Below are 16,395 nucleotides of genomic sequence, written 5' to 3' on the forward strand. Positions count from 1 at the left end.
GATGCGCTTTTAATCTCGGTATTTATCAGGTAGGGCAACTATGGCACTTGCGTTATTTGACTCGGTGGCAACGTTACAGCCTATTGATGTGGCTCGGCTGACGCTGGTGGAGCCAGTTGAGAGGGCTGGTGAGCAGCTGGCGCGGGGGCAGGTGGGTACGGTGGTAGATGTGGTTGACCAGGATGAGAGCAAGCAATATTTGGTGGAGTTTGCTGACCTGGAAGGGCGCTAATATGCAATGGCATATTTGATGGAGTCAGAACTGCTGCCGCTACACTATCAGTTTACTCATGCCACACCCGCCGAACTGGATACAAATCAAATTTCTCGTCACGACTCACAATGTCCAGTGAGTAATCTATTGCCTGAGCTACCAAAATCCGGTCAAATGGATCTCGATGATCTTTGGTAAGTGGTAAATCCAAATATTGTTTCAGGCTCTCGATCTCGATTGGAATGATTTCGGCTTGAAGGACTGCGATTCGCTCCAACAAGCTCTCAAAAGAGTAATCAAGCTGGAGTTTGCCAACATTAACTTTGACAACAATCTCCCAAAGGCTTGCCACACTGAAGAACAGATCCGATTTGGCATCAACGATCGCTTTAGCCCTTGGACTTAAGCTAGGATTCTTTGATGCGTACCAAAGAACAACATGGGTATCGAGCAAAAACGCCATGTTACATGTAATCCTTTAAGTCTTCCAAAGGTTCATCAAAATCATCGGACATTGTGATTTTTCCGGCTAAGCTGCCGTAGCCGTACTTTTTTTCAAGGGCCGCTTTCTGTTCATCATCAAGCAATTCCATCGGCGCATTGAAGTCCTTTGGTAGCGGCAACTTAAAGGTGCCTTTCAAAATTCCCGATCGCCGCTTCTTGGGTTGCTCTGTTGTATGAGCACGGGAGTACTTTTCGTTGAGGTACCTGGCATAATGCAAAACCTCTTGCTGAAGAGATTCCGGCATCTGAGTAAGGGTTTCTAACAGCTCTACACTAACAGTCATTGATTATGCCTCCTGCGCTTTTGCTAAAAATATGACAGTGATTCCGGTTTGAATGCCAAAGACATTATTCTTAGTGCCAGAGATTTTAGGATTATTTCTCATAGTTCCATCATGCCTCGCCTTGATGCTCTACGGTGGCGGGCATTTGGTGGATGATGTGCATAGTTTCGACGCTGACGGTGCAGACCCGCTGGAGCAGGTCGATGACGTGCTCTTTGTAGTCGGCGAAGCGGTAGGTGTTGAAGAGTTCGCGGATGGTGGGGTCTTTGGGTGTCTTTTCTTTGTACTGGTCGAGTATCCACTCTAGGGCGGAGCGGTTGCCAAGTTTGTAGTCCCAGGCAACGGCGGGCACTCCGGTTAGGGTGGTGTCGGTATCGAGGATGATGTGGCCGTTGGTTTTGTCGGCTTTGAGTTTGGGTTTGGGCGTTTTCTTTGGTTTGGCGGGGGCATCGTTGGGGATTAACGATGTCTGTAGGGGCGCATCGTTTTGTACTTCTGGGCTAGATTGGTCAATACGTTTTAGACCGAAGGGTTCGGCGGTTTCGTAGGTGAGGTGCAGATCCATGAGGGCTTTGCCCCAGGTGGCCCACTGGTGGAAGTCGGGGTAGTAGGGCAGGCGGGGAAATTCGCGCTTGAGGTTGAGTTCGTATTTGGTGCGGTAGGCGGGATGGTGGAGAACGGCGTAGGTGTAGTGGAAGATGTGGAGTTTGGTGATGGTGGGGTCGTTGTAGTGAGTTTGAAATTGGGTTAAGCCCCAGTCGGTGATGTTGTCGATGCGAGTGCCGTTTTCGTCATAGCGGTAGAGGGGGAGGCATTGAGTACTTCCATTACCGAATTTCAACGTCGCCTGATCGAGCAATGTATTTGTAGCCAAACTTGCGAAATTAGGATTGCCAATATTGATGCCTATGACCAAGTTTTCAGACTTAAAATCTTCTCCAAGGATTTCATAATGGTTCTTCGTTAAACGGTGATTGAATAGCTTTTCTGCGTAGTGAAAAATGTCAAAATATGGCCTATAAGTAGAACGTCGGATGAAATTCTGGCTATAGTCGGATTTGACACCTGCTTCAAAATACGAGTCCAGAGAGGAACTCCACTTTATCGATATATCTTTCTTCCTGGCCTCAATGGATGAGTTGTATTTTTCGCTTAGATATTTCGTCTTTCCTGTCAAATTCTCCTTATCTAAGTCATAAACCCAATCATCTCTAGTGGTTTCAAGTCCGCGCGAAAAGAGTACGAAAATCGCTTTATTTGAACTTCCTCCTTTTACATCTTTATCAAGCAGCGGCAAAAAGTCATCAAAATCGTTATCAGTTAAATTCACCCAGTTGTGCTTGCGATCTGGCGTCACATGCTCAAACGGGATTTGCTCCAGACGGGTTTGCTCAAACCACTCCAGCTTTTCTTCCTTCGTCTGCTCATCTTGCAGCGTAAAGTAGTAGATTTTCGCCTTCATACTCAAGATGCCTTCGACTCTGGTTGATACGCAAACACATCGACTGAAATTGACTTGACTGGTTTTGCTTCGTCGTGCAGCATCACCCGAATACGTTCAGTCGTTTCTCGACTAAAGATTTCTTCGCCACAGCGATCGCACACCGTTGCCGGAATCTGTTCAACCAGATAAAAACTTCCATTAATCTGAAAGATTTCATTGACTAGCTCTTGATGAGATTCTTCTGAACCACAGACATGACACTTAAACATTAATCTCTCCTAATTCTGTAATTGATCCATTCCTCTGGATCTGGTTCATACAGTGTAATTATCTTCGTTATGTCTGATTCCATTCGTGAAGTTTGAATGTGTAGAGGGCGATCGCCCGTTGTAAAGCCTAATAGGAGAAAACTGGGGGAATATTTATCATCTGGATAATCCTCAATAACCTCTAATTTACCTCCTGCTTCTCGAATTTCCTGTTCGCTAATGTTGCGTTCGATTGCTCTCTTAAAGGCATGGCGTGTAAATTCAAAATTTCCACTTATTAACTGCTGCTGAACATCCGAAAGGGACTTCATTCAGTTCACCCTTTCCCGCTTTGGACTTTTATTAAAAACATGACAGCGATTCCGGTTTGAATGCCAAAGACGTTGTTCTTGGTGCCAGATATTTTGGGGTTGTTTCTCACATCTGATTGAGTATCGACAATGTAAATGTGGTCGAAGTCTCGCTCAATACACTTGCGAAACCCATCAAAGGTTTTCGAGTCGATGAAAGAGCGATTGGTAATGAACGCGATAATGCCGTTCTTGCCCAGTCGATCTGTCGCCCAGCGAAAGAATCGGGTATACATATCATAGACAACGATCTGATTTTGGGCAGTACCTTCCTTGATGTAGCTGTCTTTGATAGCCTTATCAATACCTTGATAGGGTCGATTGGCGTTGCGCTGGTTAAAGTTATCCTGGTGAGCGTTGTAGGGTGGGTTGCCGATGATGACAGAGATAGTGCGATCGTTCTGATCTTGAATGCGAGAGGTATTTTGCACACTCATGGCAAACAAATCAAACTGATGTCCTTCTGCACTGCAATGGTCGAGCGTATCTACCAGGCAAATATTCTTAAATTCCTCGTACTTACCCATCTTTTGCTGATAGGTAAACTCAATATTCAAGTTCGCAATGTAATAGGGCAAAATTGCCACTTCATTGCAGTGAATCTCATGCTTATACTTATGCTCCAGCTTATCCGGCGGCAAATACTCAATCAGTTCCGTCACATAGGTGCCCGTACCTGTACAGGGGTCCAAAATCTCCACGCCCGGATCGCTCAGCAGCTTGCCAAAATGCTTGTGGGTCAAATAATCAGCACTCTCAATCATGAAGCGCACAATTTCATTGGGCGTGTAGACAATGCCCAGCCGATCTGCCGCTTTGGGGTTGTATGCCTTGTAAAAGTTCTCATACACCGCCTTCAAAAACTTCTGCTTTTCGTGGTGGTTAGCGATATCCGCCGATTTGCGGCGAATCACCGCGTAATAGTGCTCAATGCTTTTGAGGGTGTTTTTGCGAGTTGCCCCGGTAAAAAACGTGTTGATGATTTGGGCGATGCCCTGGGCAATGTTGTTTTCGCGGTGGAACTGCGACTCATGGAATATATTGGTAAAAATATCCTCCGTGAGAATATGCTGAATCAGCATTTCGTGAACATCAAATGCCTCAATTTCGGGGTTAATAGACTGGCGGCACAACTCCAGAAACATATCTCGCTGCTGGCGAAACGCTGTATTTGTATCTTCCTGCTGAGCAATGATGCTACGCAGCGCCTCCAGGATGTAAGGAATATCGTCCCTAAAAGCTTTGATGGCCGCACGAAAATCACGCACCTCGGGCCGTTCGTAGTCGATGAAGGTAGCAATCAGCCCGTCCAGTCCGTCGGCATCGCGCATCGACACCCGCGCCTGCTCTCGTCCATGCTGAATCAGGACAGCAGTTTGAGAGTCTTCAAACAGAATGTTTTCGTCGGGGTAGCCTTTCCCAAACTTCTTCTCAATTTCTTCGTCGAGAACATCGTACTGGTCTTTGCTCTCCCACCAGCCATGCTCTAGCCGAATCGCATCCTTCACGGTGCCATCGGGGTAGACCGTGGTGTTGAACTTAGTTTTGTAGTCCAACTCTGGGATTAGCATGTAGTTGCGCGGCTTGCAGTAGTCGTTTAGCAAGCGCTCGAAGGCATTGCGAATGCTGGTTTCTTTGCGGGAGCCGCCATACTGAATGATTTTGGCCACTTCGGCCTGGTACTGCGTAACGATGAGGCGAGACATGGGGCAACAGGTGAAAGGCCAGCAGGCAGAGGTTTCTTACCTTTTACCTGATCTTCCCCTCAGTGGAGCCGCTGACCCGCCACACTTTCACCCTTTAAACGCATAAATTAACCGAGACAAGAGAATTGAAGCCTCGTCTCGGGGGTGCGATCGCCTCCAACCGTAGGGTGGGCAAAGCCCGCCACCCCACTTATTCACCCACCACCAACCCCGAATATTCAGCGATTCCTTCGGATAGCTTCGCTAACGCGCCAGTGCAAGGTAAGCGGCGTCCACCCGATGGGTTTGGCTTGCAGTAGCAGGGGTGCAAGGTGGGCGGTGCCCACCCTACAGTGGTTTACGGGTCTAGCCTTGGCCTTTCGCGCCGCAGCAGACTAAACACCTCCCCTTGCTCCGGGGTAATCAAAATCCCCGACGGGGGAATCGTCACTAGCTGGCTCCACTCCCGCTGCTCGGCGTACCGGAGCAGGTGCAGGTGGTTGATTGCCCCACGCACCCCCTCCGGCGAACCGATCACCAGATGGCGCAATCGCTCTCGCTCCGGCGGCAGGTCAGGATTGGCAAGCAGCAGCGGGGTCGCCGCACCCGCACGGGCCGACGCTGCCAAAAATGGCAAACACAACATTGGGGTTTCCTCCAAGAAACGGATGGGTAAGGAAACCCAAAACTTGGCCGCTCCCAGACGTAAGCGGTTCGGGGCGGCCAAAGTACCATAATACTCAGCCTCCGAGACAGCGCAACCTGTCGAAGGGGTCAGCTGGTGGTGGGAGGTGCAAGCTCCTGCCACCAGCGTTCGACCAAATTTTGGGAACCGGGCTGTGCGCTGACAGCCTTAACCCTGGACTGTAGCGGATTGCGATCGCCCAGGCAAGTCAAAATTGCTACAGAACCCCGCTCCGTCTTGAAGCTTAACAGTAGTCCCCCCTCGTTCCCATGCTCCCGCCTGGGAATGCCCCGCCTAGGCTCCGCCTCCCCCTCTGCGGCAGAGCCGCACCAGCTTGATAACTCAGGCAGAGCCTGGGCACCAGACAGAGTCCCCCGCCGCCACCTCGTTCCCAGGCTCAGCCTGGGAATGCTCGCCGAGGCTCCGCCTCCTCTTGGCGGCAGAGCCGCCTCTAGCGCTACCCAGGCAGAGCCTGGGCACCAGATATCAGTTAGACCCCGGCGGGCACTCTTCACGAACAGCTACACAACACCCCCCTATGGGCCGTTCAAGATATCGCACCCTTGACAATTACCCGCATTTTCTGACCTGCACTGTGGTCAACTGGCTACCCGTATTCAGCCATCCTCAGCTGGCGCAGATTGTGTTAGATTCCCTCCGCTTTCTACAGGCTGAAGACCGCCTCACTCTGCATGGCTACGTCATCCTTGAAAATCATCTGCACCTGATTGCCTCAGGAGATCAGCTCGCAAAGGAAATTGGCAAGTTCAAATCATTCACCGCTCGATCAATCATCGACCGCTTGCATGAGCAGCCAAAAGCTAATCTGCTACAGCAATTGAAAGCAGCAAAGCTATCCCACAAAACTGGACAGCGCTATCAGCTTTGGCAGGAAGGCTCTCATCCGCAAGCCCTGACCTCGCCGGAAATAGCGCAACAAAAGCTTGAGTACATCCACAACAACCCAGTTGCCAGAGGTTATGTAGACGAACCGGGGCATTGGCGTTATTCCAGCTACCGCAACTATTCGGGACAGCAAGGGCTAATAGACATAAACCCCCTTGAGCTTTAATGAGGTATCCCCTCGTTCCCAGGCTCCGTCTGGAGATGCCGCCCCGAGGCTCCGCCTCCTCTTAGCGGCAGATCCGCACCGCTTGATACCCAGGCAGAGCCTGGACACCAGGAGTGCAAAGCAAGTACACCTCAGCACGAAGCAAGTACAGGCAATCGCAAACCAAGCACAGCCGATCGCGAAGCAAGTACGGGCAATGCTCTAGAGCGGCTTCGCCAACGCGAAGCAATCACAGGGGTGGTTATGCTTCAGCATCATCTGCACTTCATTCAGCAGCCCCCGCTGATATTGCTTCTGTAACAGAAACCCGCCCGCTCTCTCAACCGACAGACGCCGATCGGGGGAAGTAGGGAGGTCACTACCGGGGATTCGGAAACTATGCCGTTACAATAGTTTACGGGGGTGGTTTGGGCGATCGCCTCGGCTTTCCCAACTCTCAAATCCCCGGTTCTCCATCCTCTCTCTGAGCGCGCTATGGCATTAAACACCACCCAGGATTCGGCTCAGCACTTCGGCGGCTCCATAGATATTATTGACGCCGAGGCGATCGCGGTGACTGAGGAACTGGTAGAACCGCCGGAGGTGATGGTTCCCGCCCCGATCGCTGCTCCCCCGCGCACCCTGGCCACCAAAGCACAGGACCCGTTTGAAGCCTTTGGCTACGACCCAGGGGCGATCGCCGCCTACTATCGCCGTCGCCCGCTGCGCGTGTGGGCCAGGTTTATCGGCATTTTTCTGCCGCTAATTACCTTTTTTGCCCGGCTCTGGCTCGATCGCCGCGCTGGCCTGAGCGCCCAGAACGAAGCCCTGCGGGCGGTGCAGCTGCGGGAAATGCTGACCAACCTTGGCCCCGCCTATATCAAAATTGGTCAGGCCCTCTCCACCCGGCCCGACCTGGTGCCGCCGATTTTCCTCGAAGAACTGACCACCCTCCAGGACCAGATTCCGCCTTTCCCCAACGAAATTGCCTACCGCTTCATTGAAGAAGAACTGGGCGCGCCCCCCAGCCAGATCTACGCCGAGCTGTCGGTCAGCCCCATCGCTGCCGCCTCCCTGGGGCAGGTCTACAAGGGCAAACTGCACAGCGGCGAAGATGTGGCCATCAAGGTGCAGCGCCCCGGCCTGGCCCAGCGCATTGCCCTCGACCTCTACATCATTCGCGGCCTGGCCCGCTTTGCCACCAACCGCATCAACCAGATCCGCAGCGACCTGGTAGCGATTCTCGACGAGTTCGGTGAGCGCATCTTTGAAGAGATGGACTACACCCACGAGGGTGAAAACGCCCAGCGCTTTGCCCAGCTCTACGGCCACATTCCCGACATCTACGTACCCCACATCTACCCCCAATACACCGCCCGCCGGGTGCTGACCATGGAGTGGATCGAGGGCACCAAGCTGACCAACATTGACAAGCTCGATCGCCTCGGCATCGACGCCAGCCACCTGATCGAGGTGGGGGTGCAGTGCTCGCTGCGGCAGCTGCTGGAGCACGGTTTCTTCCACGCCGACCCCCACCCCGGCAACCTGCTGGCCATGGCCGACGGCCAGCTGGCCTACCTCGACTTCGGCATGATGAGTGAGGTCAAACCCTACCAGCGCTACGGCCTGATCGAGGCCGTGGTCCACATGGTCAACCGCGACTTTGAGGGGCTGGCCAACGACTACGTCAAGCTGGAGTTTCTTACCCCCGACACCGACCTGACGCCGATTATTCCGGCTCTGGCCAACGTGTTTAGCAACGCCCTGGGGGCCAGCGTGGCCGAGCTGAACTTCAAGAGCATCACCGACGAATTTTCGGCCCTGATGTACGAATACCCGTTTCGGGTGCCCGCCTACTACGCCCTGATCATCCGCTCCCTGGTAACCCTGGAGGGCATCGCCATCAACGTGGATCCGGATTTCAAGGTGCTGAGCAAGGCCTACCCCTACGTGGCCAAGCGGCTGCTCACCGACCCGTCGCCGGAGCTGCGCGCTTCCCTGCAAGACCTGCTGTTCAAAGACGGCAGCTTCCGGTGGAACCGGCTGGAGAACCTGTTGCGCAATGCCCGCAGCAGCGATGAGTACGATATGGACCGGCTGATCGATCAGACCCTGGAGTTTTTGTTCTCTGAGCGGGGGACGTTTCTGCGCGATCGCATCGTCAGCGAACTGGTCAACGGCCTCGATACCTTTGGCCAAACCACTGTCAAAAACCTCACCACCGCCGTACAGCGTCGCCTGGGCCTGAAGCAAGAGCCGGCGGTGGTGGCCCCGGCGGCCCCCAGCGACCTCGACCACCTGCGCCGCATTGTCGATATTCTCAAAGACACCCCCGGCTTCGATGCCGCCCAGGTGGCCACCCGCATCCCCACCCTGCTGCTGAAGCCTGAAACCCAGGCCATGGGGCAACAGGTGGTGACCGGATTGGCCCAGCGCGCCCTGGCCCGGATCATTCGCAACCTGCTGCTGGAGGGAGAACCCAGCGCCACTCCACCACGGCTTACCCCCTCTCGGGTTGGCAGCTAGGGCAGCGTGGGGTGATGAATATCTCAGGCATTCGTCACCTCCTTAGAGACCAGGGTCGATTTGCTCAGGTTACTGATCAGACAGATTGATCGGACAGGCCGTAGCGTATGGCTTTGCGCGGAAAATTCAGTGTGTTGAAATCTGAACCTTGGAGTAAGCTTACGGCAGGCTGAGGGCAATGGTGGCTGAAATCGCCCCACGGCGACAGATTCAGGTCGGTACCGAGAGCCCAGTACAGACGGCCAATATAGCAAGTTGGAAGGTTTGAGGAGTAACTCCATGAAAAGCGTAGGGCGTTGGATGGGGCATACGGCAGGGGCCGCCCTGCTGGCAGCAGCAGCTACGGTTGTAGGGGCGGCGATCGCGCCTGAAGCCGTCCAGGCCCAGGTGGCCTACGGCAGCTATGTCGGCGTGGGCGCTGGTATCGGCGTCACCAACGATGCCGCCACCGGCCAGGGCAGTGGCGTGCAGGGGGTAATCTCCGGTCGCTACCGGCTGCTGCAGTACCCGGTGTCGCTGCGAGCCCAGGCATTTTTATTTGGTGGTGAGTTCGCCTTTGTGCCCACGGTCTCCTACGATGTGCCCCTGAGCTGGAACACCGATGTCTACGTGGGTGCAGGGGCCTCCTTTGTGGGCGGCGGCAACAATACCTCCATCGTGGGCGACAAGACTTCTTTTGTGCTCCAGCCCGGTATCGACTATCTGTTCCCCAACAGCAACCTGGTGGCCTTTGGCAACGCTATTTTTGCCTTTGACGCCTACCGCCAGGGGGGCAACATGGCGATCTCCGTGCAGGGCGGCGTGGGCATTCAGTTCTAGAAACGGTGCCAGTTTTCAAATAAAGCTTGAAAGCGCTTGTGTGGCTAGGTGTCGCATAAGCGCTTTTTGGTGGGAGGGGAGAGCTTAGGTGTCGGGTGTCGGGTGTCGGGTGTCGGGTGTCGGGTGTCAGGCGGAATTGTGAACCGTATACCCGAGACCAGAAACCCAATACCCGATGCCCAGTTCCCTATGCCCAACCAGGACAAATGTATTAAAATTGGCGGAACGCTTACCGAGGACTGCCGCATGGGGATGAGTCAGCCGCTGGGGTCTGTGATCCAGGGATCCCTAAGTCAGGGGTTGGAGGTGCGCTTGCACCCGGATATCTCTGTGGAGGATATGCGGGTGGGCAAGTTTTTGGTGGTGCAGGGGCGGCGATCGCAGTTTTTCTGCATGCTCACCGATGTCACCCTGGGCACGGGCAGCCAGCGCATTCTGGCCCATCCACCGGAGCCGTCGAATCTGTTTTTGCAGGAGGTGCTGGCGGGTACGGGCACCTACGGCACGATCAACCTGACGCCGATGCTGATGTTTACCCAGCAGGAGAGTGAAGGAGTAGGGAGTGAGGGGGTAGGGGGTAGGGGGAAGGCGAAGAAAAAAGAGGGTGAGGGGTCCTACGGATCGTTGCAGGCGCAGAGTAGCGCCGATGTAGAACTGCTGCCGGTAAAAACCATTCCGGCCCACTTTAGCCAGGTGTACGACGCCAGCGATCGCGACTTCCGCATCATCTTTGGCTGGGAGGACGACCCCCACCGCCGCAACTTCGCGATCGGCCAGCCCATCGACATGGAGGTGCCGGTGTGCCTGGACCTGGACCGCTTTGTGGAGCGCAGCAACGGCATCTTTGGCAAGTCGGGTACGGGCAAGTCGTTTCTCACCCGGCTGCTGCTGGCGGGCACCATTCAGCGGGGGGCGGCGGTCAATCTGATCTTCGACATGCACTCGGAGTACGGCTGGGAGGCGGTCAGCGAGGGCAAGCAGTTCAGCACCGTCAAGGGGCTGCGCCAGCTATTTCCCGGCCAGGTGCAGATGTTTACCCTCGACCCGGAGGCCACCCAGCGACGCGGCGTGCGCGACGCCCAGGAACTCTACATCAGCTTTGATCAGATCGATGTGGAGGACCTGAACCTGGTGCGGGGGGAACTAAACCTGTCGGAGGCCAGCCTGGAGAACGCCATCATTCTGCGCAACGAGTTTGGCAAGAGCTGGATCAACCGCCTGCTGACCATGACCAACGAGGAGATCCAGGAGTTCTGCGAGACCAAGATGGGCAGCAAGTCGTCGATTATGGCCCTGCAACGCAAGCTCACCCGGTTGGCCGACATCAAATATATGAAGGCGGCCAGCGGCAACAACTACATTCAGCAAATTCTCGCCGCCATTGACGAAGGCAAGCATGTGGTGGTGGAGTTTGGTTCTCAATCCAATATGCTGGCCTACATGCTGGCCACCAACGTGATCGCCCGGCGCATCCACGCCAGCTACGTGAAAAAGGCCGATCGCTTCTTGCAGACCAAAAACGTGGTGGACCGGCCCCGCCAGCTGATGATCACCATCGAGGAGGCCCACCGCTTCCTCGACCCGGCCACGGCGCGGCAGACCATCTTCGGCACCATCGCCCGAGAAATGCGGAAGTATTTTGTTACGTTGCTGGTGGTCGATCAGCGGCCCTCGGGCATCGACAACGAGGTGATGTCGCAGATTGGCACCCGCATCACCGCCCTGCTCAACGACGAAAAAGATATCGACGCCATTTTTACCGGGGTGTCCGGGGGGCAGAGTCTGCGATCGGTGCTGGCCAAGCTCGACTCCAAGCAGCAGGCCCTGGTGCTGGGCCACGCCGTGCCCATGCCGGTGGTGGTGCGCACCCGCCCCTACGACAGCACCTTCTATGCCCAGGTGGGGGCCACCGCCTGGGAAGACCTGCCCGATGAGGTGGTGTTTCGAGCCTCGGAGGTGGCCCGAGCCGACCTGGGCTTTTAGGGCAAATTGCCCCCATGGGCTGAGGGTCATACCCTAGACTTGTCATCACCCTAACGGTCTAAACCAACGGGGGCCGAACGTGATACCCTGAGGGCTATCGTTGCTAATTGTGTAGCGGATACCCGCCTGGCCTTAAGATTTCTAAGGATTCTGGAGAATCTTGCTAGGTTGGTGGAGAAAACGCTGTGCTGTGGTCGGCTTTTCGCAAGGTTGTCCCGTTTTTGCGTTCCTGTGCATTGTTTAACCGCAGTTGGGCTGACAGCCCAATAGGCTAATTACTAAACTGGAAACCAGGCATCTTCCCCTCGATTGAGGCCAGGATAGACAACACCTATGGCAAATCCACCCAGGCAAACCCTAGACCGCACGGCCAACTCTGAAATTCGCCATTACTACCAGTCCCACCGCCTTTTTCGCGATCGCTACCGGGTACTGAAGAAACTGGGGCAGGGGGGGTTTGGGGTCACCTACCTGGCCCAGAATGCCACTTTGCCGGGAGAGCCCTACTGCGTCATCAAGCAGCTCTGCCCCAAGGCGGGCAGCGAGCTATCCCTGGAGCGGGCCAAGGTGCGGTTCCGTCGGGAGGCCAGGGCGCTGGCCAACCTGGGCAGTCATTCCCAGATTCCCCAGCTGCTCGACTACTTTACCACCGGGGGCGAATTCTACCTGGTGCAGGACTATATCCATGGCGAAACCCTGGCCCAGGAGGTGCGGCGGCAGGGGCGGCTGACCGAGGCCCAGGTGAAGTATTTTCTGCGCGAAATTATTCCGGTGGTGCGCTTCATCCACCGCAATCGGGTCATTCACCGCGATATCAAGCCGCCCAACATTATCCGCAGCGAGCGCGATCGCCGTCTGGTGCTGATCGACTTTGGGGCAGTGCGCGAGTTCCTCTCCGATGTGGAAGAGCAAGTCTCGATGCAGGCCCCGGCCACCCAGTTTGTGGGCACTCCCGGCTTCGCGCCGCCCGAGCAGCTGGCCCTGCGCCCCTGCTACGCCAGCGACATCTACGCCCTGGGCATCACCTGCCTGTACCTGCTGACGGCCCGCACCCCAATTGAGTTTGACCAGGACCCCAACACGGGCTATATTCGCTGGCAGCACACCGTCACCGTCAGCCCCCACCTCGCTGCGGTGATCGACAAAATGCTGATGCCCGATGCCCGCGATCGCTACACCACAATCGATGACCTGGAGCGAGCCCTGGAACTGGAGCCCCACCTGGAGGCTCTGGCCAGCTGCATGAATACCCGCGATCGCCCCCCCTATGACCCGGGCAGCGACTCAGTCGAGCTCGACCCCGATGCCTACCTCACCCCCATCCAGCGGGAGGCCCAGGCCATTCGCAAGTGGCGCACCAAGCGATCGTTCAATCGGGGGCCTCAGGGGCGTCCGACGGGGCCAGTGTCGCTGCCCTAGGTGGGTATACGGCGTATGGTTCAGGGTATACGGTTCGAGGCAAACCGTGAATCGTATACCGTACACCCCATTAACCCATCACCCCTAGCCTTGCAGCCTACTCAATGCTCTGGAGCCAGGCCAGTAGTCGCTGGTTAAAATCGGCGTCGGTTTCGTCGTAGAGGCAGTGGCCTACGCCGGGCAGTACCTCGGTCGTTAGCCAGGGGCTGAGGTTGTCCAGCCTCCGGGATTGGGCGATGGGCACCACGCGGTCCTGGTCGCCCCACAGCAGCAGCGTGGGCACCGTCAGTGCGGTGACCATGTCTTTCACCGAGGGGCTGAAGCCGGGAGCCGTGCGCGATCGCACCAGGTAGCACAGGGCGCGGGCTGCGCCGCGATCGCTCGTGGGCAGGGCAAACAGGCTAACCAGGTCCTCATCCACCCGCTCCGGGACCGTGTAGATGCCCGCCAGCGCCCGGCGCAGGAAACTGGGGCGACGCACCAGGGCAAACAGTGATCGCATCAGCAGCGGGTTGGCCACCAGGCTCTCGACCCGCAGCGCCAGGGCTGCCACCCAGCCCGCCACCAGATCTTCGCGGTTGCCCTCCAGGGGCAGCGTCAGTAGGGCCAGCTGCTTTACCCAGTCGGGGTGGCGGTGAGTCACCGTCAGCGCCACCAGCGCCCCCAGGGAATGGCCCACCAGCGCTACCGGCTGACCCACTACCCCCTGGATAAAATCGGCCACCTGCTCCGCCCACAGCTCCGCGCCGTAGAGGGTCGCTGCCTTCTCAGAATCGCCAAAGCCCAGCAGGTCGATGGCATAGACCGGAGCCACCTGGCTGAGGGCCGGCAGGTTGTGCCGCCACTGGTTCAGGTTGGCCCCAAACCCATGAATCAGCAGCAGCGGCGGCAGGTTGCCCGGCCCCGGCCCAGGGTGAAACCAGTAGCGCACCCGCCAGCCCCGCCAGTGCCACAGGCGCTGGTAGCCAGCCTGGCTGAGGGTAGAGGGCAGACTGCTCAGCAGCGTTGGAGGGATAGACATGATGGATATCGCCCAAGGGGGCCTGGATGCCCTCCAACCATATCACTCCCGCTGGCGGCGGAAAACCGTCTGTGCAGCCAACCCTTGCCGGGCGGGTTTACCGCTATCCTGGTTAGTACAAAGGTCTAGGCGTGCTATCTGTGACTACGGTTCAGCCCCCCACCCTGGTTAACGACCCCGATCGCCTGGAGGCGCGGCTCAAAGAGATCCCTAAAGAGCCAGGGGTCTACTTTATGAAGGACAGCCGCGACCAGATTCTCTACATCGGCAAGTCGAAGTGTCTGCGTACCCGGGTGCGATCGTACTTCCGCGACTTTCACGGCCACATGCCCCGCATTGCCGTGATGGTGATGCAGATTGTCGATATCGAGTTCATCGTTACCGATACCGAGGCCGAGGCGCTGGCACTGGAAGCCAATTTAATCAAGCAGAACCAGCCCCACTTCAATGTGCTGCTGAAGGACGACAAGAAGTACCCGTACCTCTGCGTCACCTGGTCGGAAGATTACCCCCGCATTTTCATTACCCGCAAGCGGCGCAAGAGCCTCAAGGATCGCTACTACGGCCCCTACGTGGATGTGGGCCTGCTGCGCAGCACCCTCAACCTGGTGAAGCGGATATTCCCGTTGCGGCAGCGACCCCAGCCGGTCCACCGCGATCGCCCCTGCCTCAACTACGACATTGGCCGCTGTCCCGGCGTCTGCCAGCAGCTAATCTCGCCGGAGGACTACCACAAGACCCTGCAGCGGGTGGTGATGGTGTTCCAGGGCCGCACCACGGAGCTGGTGGATATTCTCACCGCTCAGATGGAACGGGCGGCGGAAGATCTCAAGTTTGAGGTGGCGGCCCGGCTGCGGGACCAGATTCGCGGCCTGGAGCGGCTGTGTGCCGACCAGAAGGTGGCCCTGCCGGATGACACCGTGTCGCGGGATGCGATCGCCCTGGCCGCCGATGACAAGTACGCCTGCGTGCAGATCTTTCAGGTGCGGGCGGGGCGACTGGTGGGTCGCCTGGGCTTCACCGCCGATGCTGAGTCGGGCACCCCCGGCGAAATTTTGCAGCGGGTGCTGGAGGACCACTACCAGAGCGTGGAGGCGGTGGAAATTCCGGCAGTGATTCTCTCCCAGCACGAACTGCCGGAGAGCGAGATCTTGACCGACTACCTGAGCCAGCGCCGGAACCGCAAGGTGTCGGTGGAGGTGCCCCAGCGCCAGACCAAGGCCGACCTGATCGAGATGGTGGAGCGCAACGCCCAGTATGAGCTGGCCCGCACCCAGGCCGCCGCCGATCGCAACATTCAGGCCCTGCAGGACCTGGCGATCGCCCTCGACCTGCCCGACCTGCCCAAGCGCATCGAGGGCTACGACATCTCCCACATCCAGGGCTCCGATGCAGTGGCTTCCCAGGTGGTGTTTGTCGACGGCATGCCCGCCAAGCAGCACTACCGCCACTACAAGATCAAAAACCCCGAGGTGAAGCCGGGCCACTCCGACGACTTCGCCAGTATGGCCGAGGTGATTCGCCGTCGCTTTCGCCGCTACGCCACCGACCCCACCAAGCAACGCCTGGGCAACCCCGACTGGCCCGACCTGGTGATGATCGACGGCGGCAAGGGGCAGCTCTCGGCGGTGGTGGAGGTGCTAAAGGAACTCAACCTACTGCAGGAGATCCACGTGGTCAGCCTGGCTAAAAAGCGCGAGGAGATTTTCCTCCCCGGCGAGTCGATGCCCCTGGCTACCGAGGCCGACCAGCCGGGGGTGCAGCTGCTGCGCCGCCTGCGCGACGAGGCCCACCGCTTTGCCATCAGCTTCCACCGCAAGAAGCGGACGGACCGGATGCGGCGATCGCGCCTCTCCGAGATTCCCGGCCTCGGTCAGCACCGCCAGAAGGAGCTGCTGGCGGCCTTCCGATCGATCGACTACATCCGCGAGGCTAGCCCCCAGCAGTTGGCCACTGTCCCCGGCATTGGCCCGCAGCTGGCCCAGCAGATCTACGAGTACTTTCACCCCCAGCCAGAAGCATTCCAAGAGGAGGAAGTCCAGGCCGAGGAAGTGGAGGAGATGGCGGGATCTTAGGGGAATGGCATGCGCTGGTGCCCTAGCTCCGCCTGGGCACCCTGGTTTGCGGCTCTGCCGCTCATT

At 57.0% G+C, this 16,395-nt stretch carries 15 protein-coding genes; 7 read left to right on the top strand and 8 right to left on the bottom strand.

The genetic code is table 11. The features are described from left to right. Positions 1–40: 40 nt before the first annotated feature. Positions 41–232 (top strand): DUF4926 domain-containing protein, encoded by a 192-nt coding sequence (locus tag NF78_RS18840; RefSeq protein WP_072016186.1) that lies wholly within the window; start codon positions 41–43, stop codon positions 230–232. Positions 233–284: 52 nt separating this feature from the next. Here NF78_RS18840 and NF78_RS18845 read toward each other — a convergent pair whose 3' ends face one another. From NF78_RS18845 to NF78_RS18865, 7 genes are all read right to left on the bottom strand, one after another. Beyond that, positions 285–677: a type II toxin-antitoxin system VapC family toxin gene (locus tag NF78_RS18845; protein WP_035990797.1), complete on the bottom strand. Its 393-nt coding sequence runs from the start codon at positions 675–677 to the stop codon at positions 285–287. A gap of 1 nt (position 678) precedes the next feature. Further along, positions 679–1,002: a DUF2281 domain-containing protein gene (locus NF78_RS29770; RefSeq protein ID WP_035990799.1), complete on the bottom strand. Its 324-nt coding sequence runs from the start codon at positions 1,000–1,002 to the stop codon at positions 679–681. Between the two features lie 109 nt (positions 1,003–1,111). After that, positions 1,112–2,464: a type ISP restriction/modification enzyme gene (locus NF78_RS29775; protein WP_072016187.1), complete on the bottom strand. Its 1,353-nt coding sequence runs from the start codon at positions 2,462–2,464 to the stop codon at positions 1,112–1,114. A 2-nt stretch (positions 2,465–2,466) separates the two neighbouring features. Continuing rightward, positions 2,467–2,715 carry a YgiT-type zinc finger protein gene (locus tag NF78_RS29780; protein ID WP_072016188.1) on the bottom strand — a complete coding sequence of 83 codons (249 nt, stop codon included), beginning with the start codon at positions 2,713–2,715 and terminating at the stop codon, positions 2,467–2,469. Then, a complete protein-coding gene (locus NF78_RS29785) occupies positions 2,715–3,026 on the bottom strand; it encodes a DUF4258 domain-containing protein (protein ID WP_072016189.1) in 312 nt (103 codons plus the stop codon). Before NF78_RS29785 ends, NF78_RS29780 begins: the two co-directional genes overlap by 1 nt. A 5-nt stretch (positions 3,027–3,031) precedes the next feature. After that, complete coding sequence (locus tag NF78_RS18860) at positions 3,032–4,771, bottom strand: N-6 DNA methylase (protein WP_081972760.1); 1,740 nt, start codon at positions 4,769–4,771, stop codon at positions 3,032–3,034. 337 nt (positions 4,772–5,108) lie between these two features. Beyond that, entirely contained in the window at positions 5,109–5,396 is a 288-nt protein-coding gene (locus NF78_RS18865) for a hypothetical protein (protein WP_052050741.1), read from the bottom strand. Between the two features lie 577 nt (positions 5,397–5,973). On the opposite strand from NF78_RS18865, the gene NF78_RS18870 reads away from it, so the two are divergent. From NF78_RS18870 to NF78_RS18890, 5 genes are all read left to right on the top strand, one after another. Next, positions 5,974–6,507, top strand: coding sequence for an REP-associated tyrosine transposase (locus NF78_RS18870; RefSeq protein ID WP_035990801.1), 534 nt, complete (start codon positions 5,974–5,976; stop codon positions 6,505–6,507). 474 nt (positions 6,508–6,981) lie between these two features. Next, positions 6,982–9,012 carry an ABC1 kinase family protein gene (locus tag NF78_RS18875; RefSeq protein ID WP_035990803.1) on the top strand — a complete coding sequence of 677 codons (2,031 nt, stop codon included), beginning with the start codon at positions 6,982–6,984 and terminating at the stop codon, positions 9,010–9,012. A 279-nt stretch (positions 9,013–9,291) separates the two neighbouring features. After that, positions 9,292–9,831, top strand: a complete 540-nt coding sequence (locus tag NF78_RS18880; protein ID WP_225885372.1) for a hypothetical protein — start codon at positions 9,292–9,294, stop codon at positions 9,829–9,831. A 246-nt stretch (positions 9,832–10,077) separates the two neighbouring features. Next, positions 10,078–11,814: a helicase HerA domain-containing protein gene (locus NF78_RS18885; RefSeq protein ID WP_035990807.1), complete on the top strand. Its 1,737-nt coding sequence runs from the start codon at positions 10,078–10,080 to the stop codon at positions 11,812–11,814. Positions 11,815–12,147: 333 nt separating this feature from the next. Then, positions 12,148–13,233, top strand: a complete 1,086-nt coding sequence (locus NF78_RS18890; protein ID WP_035990808.1) for a serine/threonine-protein kinase — start codon at positions 12,148–12,150, stop codon at positions 13,231–13,233. A gap of 97 nt (positions 13,234–13,330) precedes the next feature. On the opposite strand, the gene NF78_RS18895 is transcribed toward NF78_RS18890, so the two are convergent. Continuing rightward, positions 13,331–14,254: an alpha/beta fold hydrolase gene (locus tag NF78_RS18895; RefSeq protein ID WP_072016190.1), complete on the bottom strand. Its 924-nt coding sequence runs from the start codon at positions 14,252–14,254 to the stop codon at positions 13,331–13,333. A 140-nt stretch (positions 14,255–14,394) separates the two neighbouring features. Between NF78_RS18895 and uvrC the strand changes: the two genes are divergently transcribed. Next, positions 14,395–16,329 (top strand): excinuclease ABC subunit UvrC, encoded by a 1,935-nt coding sequence (uvrC, locus tag NF78_RS18900; protein WP_197064923.1) that lies wholly within the window; start codon positions 14,395–14,397, stop codon positions 16,327–16,329. Positions 16,330–16,395 lie beyond the last annotated feature (66 nt).

The sequence above is a fragment of the Leptolyngbya sp. KIOST-1 genome (assembly GCF_000763385.1).
GTDB lineage: Bacteria > Cyanobacteriota > Cyanobacteriia > Phormidesmidales > Phormidesmidaceae > Nodosilinea.

Excerpts from the sequence above, each read along its gene's own strand:
- NF78_RS18845 (WP_035990797.1), bottom strand. The coding sequence starts at position 677 with ATGGCGTTTTTGCTCGATACCCATGTTGTTCTTTGGTACGCATCAAAG.
- NF78_RS18875 (WP_035990803.1), top strand. The coding sequence starts at position 6,982 with ATGGCATTAAACACCACCCAGGATTCGGCTCAGCACTTCGGCGGCTCC.
- NF78_RS18870 (WP_035990801.1), top strand. The coding sequence starts at position 5,974 with ATGGGCCGTTCAAGATATCGCACCCTTGACAATTACCCGCATTTTCTG.
- NF78_RS18860 (WP_081972760.1), bottom strand. The coding sequence starts at position 4,771 with ATGTCTCGCCTCATCGTTACGCAGTACCAGGCCGAAGTGGCCAAAATC.
- NF78_RS29770 (WP_035990799.1), bottom strand. The coding sequence starts at position 1,002 with ATGACTGTTAGTGTAGAGCTGTTAGAAACCCTTACTCAGATGCCGGAA.
- NF78_RS29780 (WP_072016188.1), bottom strand. The coding sequence starts at position 2,715 with ATGTTTAAGTGTCATGTCTGTGGTTCAGAAGAATCTCATCAAGAGCTA.
- NF78_RS29785 (WP_072016189.1), bottom strand. The coding sequence starts at position 3,026 with ATGAAGTCCCTTTCGGATGTTCAGCAGCAGTTAATAAGTGGAAATTTT.
- NF78_RS18885 (WP_035990807.1), top strand. The coding sequence starts at position 10,078 with ATGGGGATGAGTCAGCCGCTGGGGTCTGTGATCCAGGGATCCCTAAGT.
- NF78_RS18865 (WP_052050741.1), bottom strand. The coding sequence starts at position 5,396 with ATGTTGTGTTTGCCATTTTTGGCAGCGTCGGCCCGTGCGGGTGCGGCG.
- NF78_RS18890 (WP_035990808.1), top strand. The coding sequence starts at position 12,148 with ATGGCAAATCCACCCAGGCAAACCCTAGACCGCACGGCCAACTCTGAA.
- NF78_RS18880 (WP_225885372.1), top strand. The coding sequence starts at position 9,292 with ATGAAAAGCGTAGGGCGTTGGATGGGGCATACGGCAGGGGCCGCCCTG.
- NF78_RS18840 (WP_072016186.1), top strand. The coding sequence starts at position 41 with ATGGCACTTGCGTTATTTGACTCGGTGGCAACGTTACAGCCTATTGAT.
- NF78_RS29775 (WP_072016187.1), bottom strand. The coding sequence starts at position 2,464 with ATGAAGGCGAAAATCTACTACTTTACGCTGCAAGATGAGCAGACGAAG.
- NF78_RS18895 (WP_072016190.1), bottom strand. The coding sequence starts at position 14,254 with ATGTCTATCCCTCCAACGCTGCTGAGCAGTCTGCCCTCTACCCTCAGC.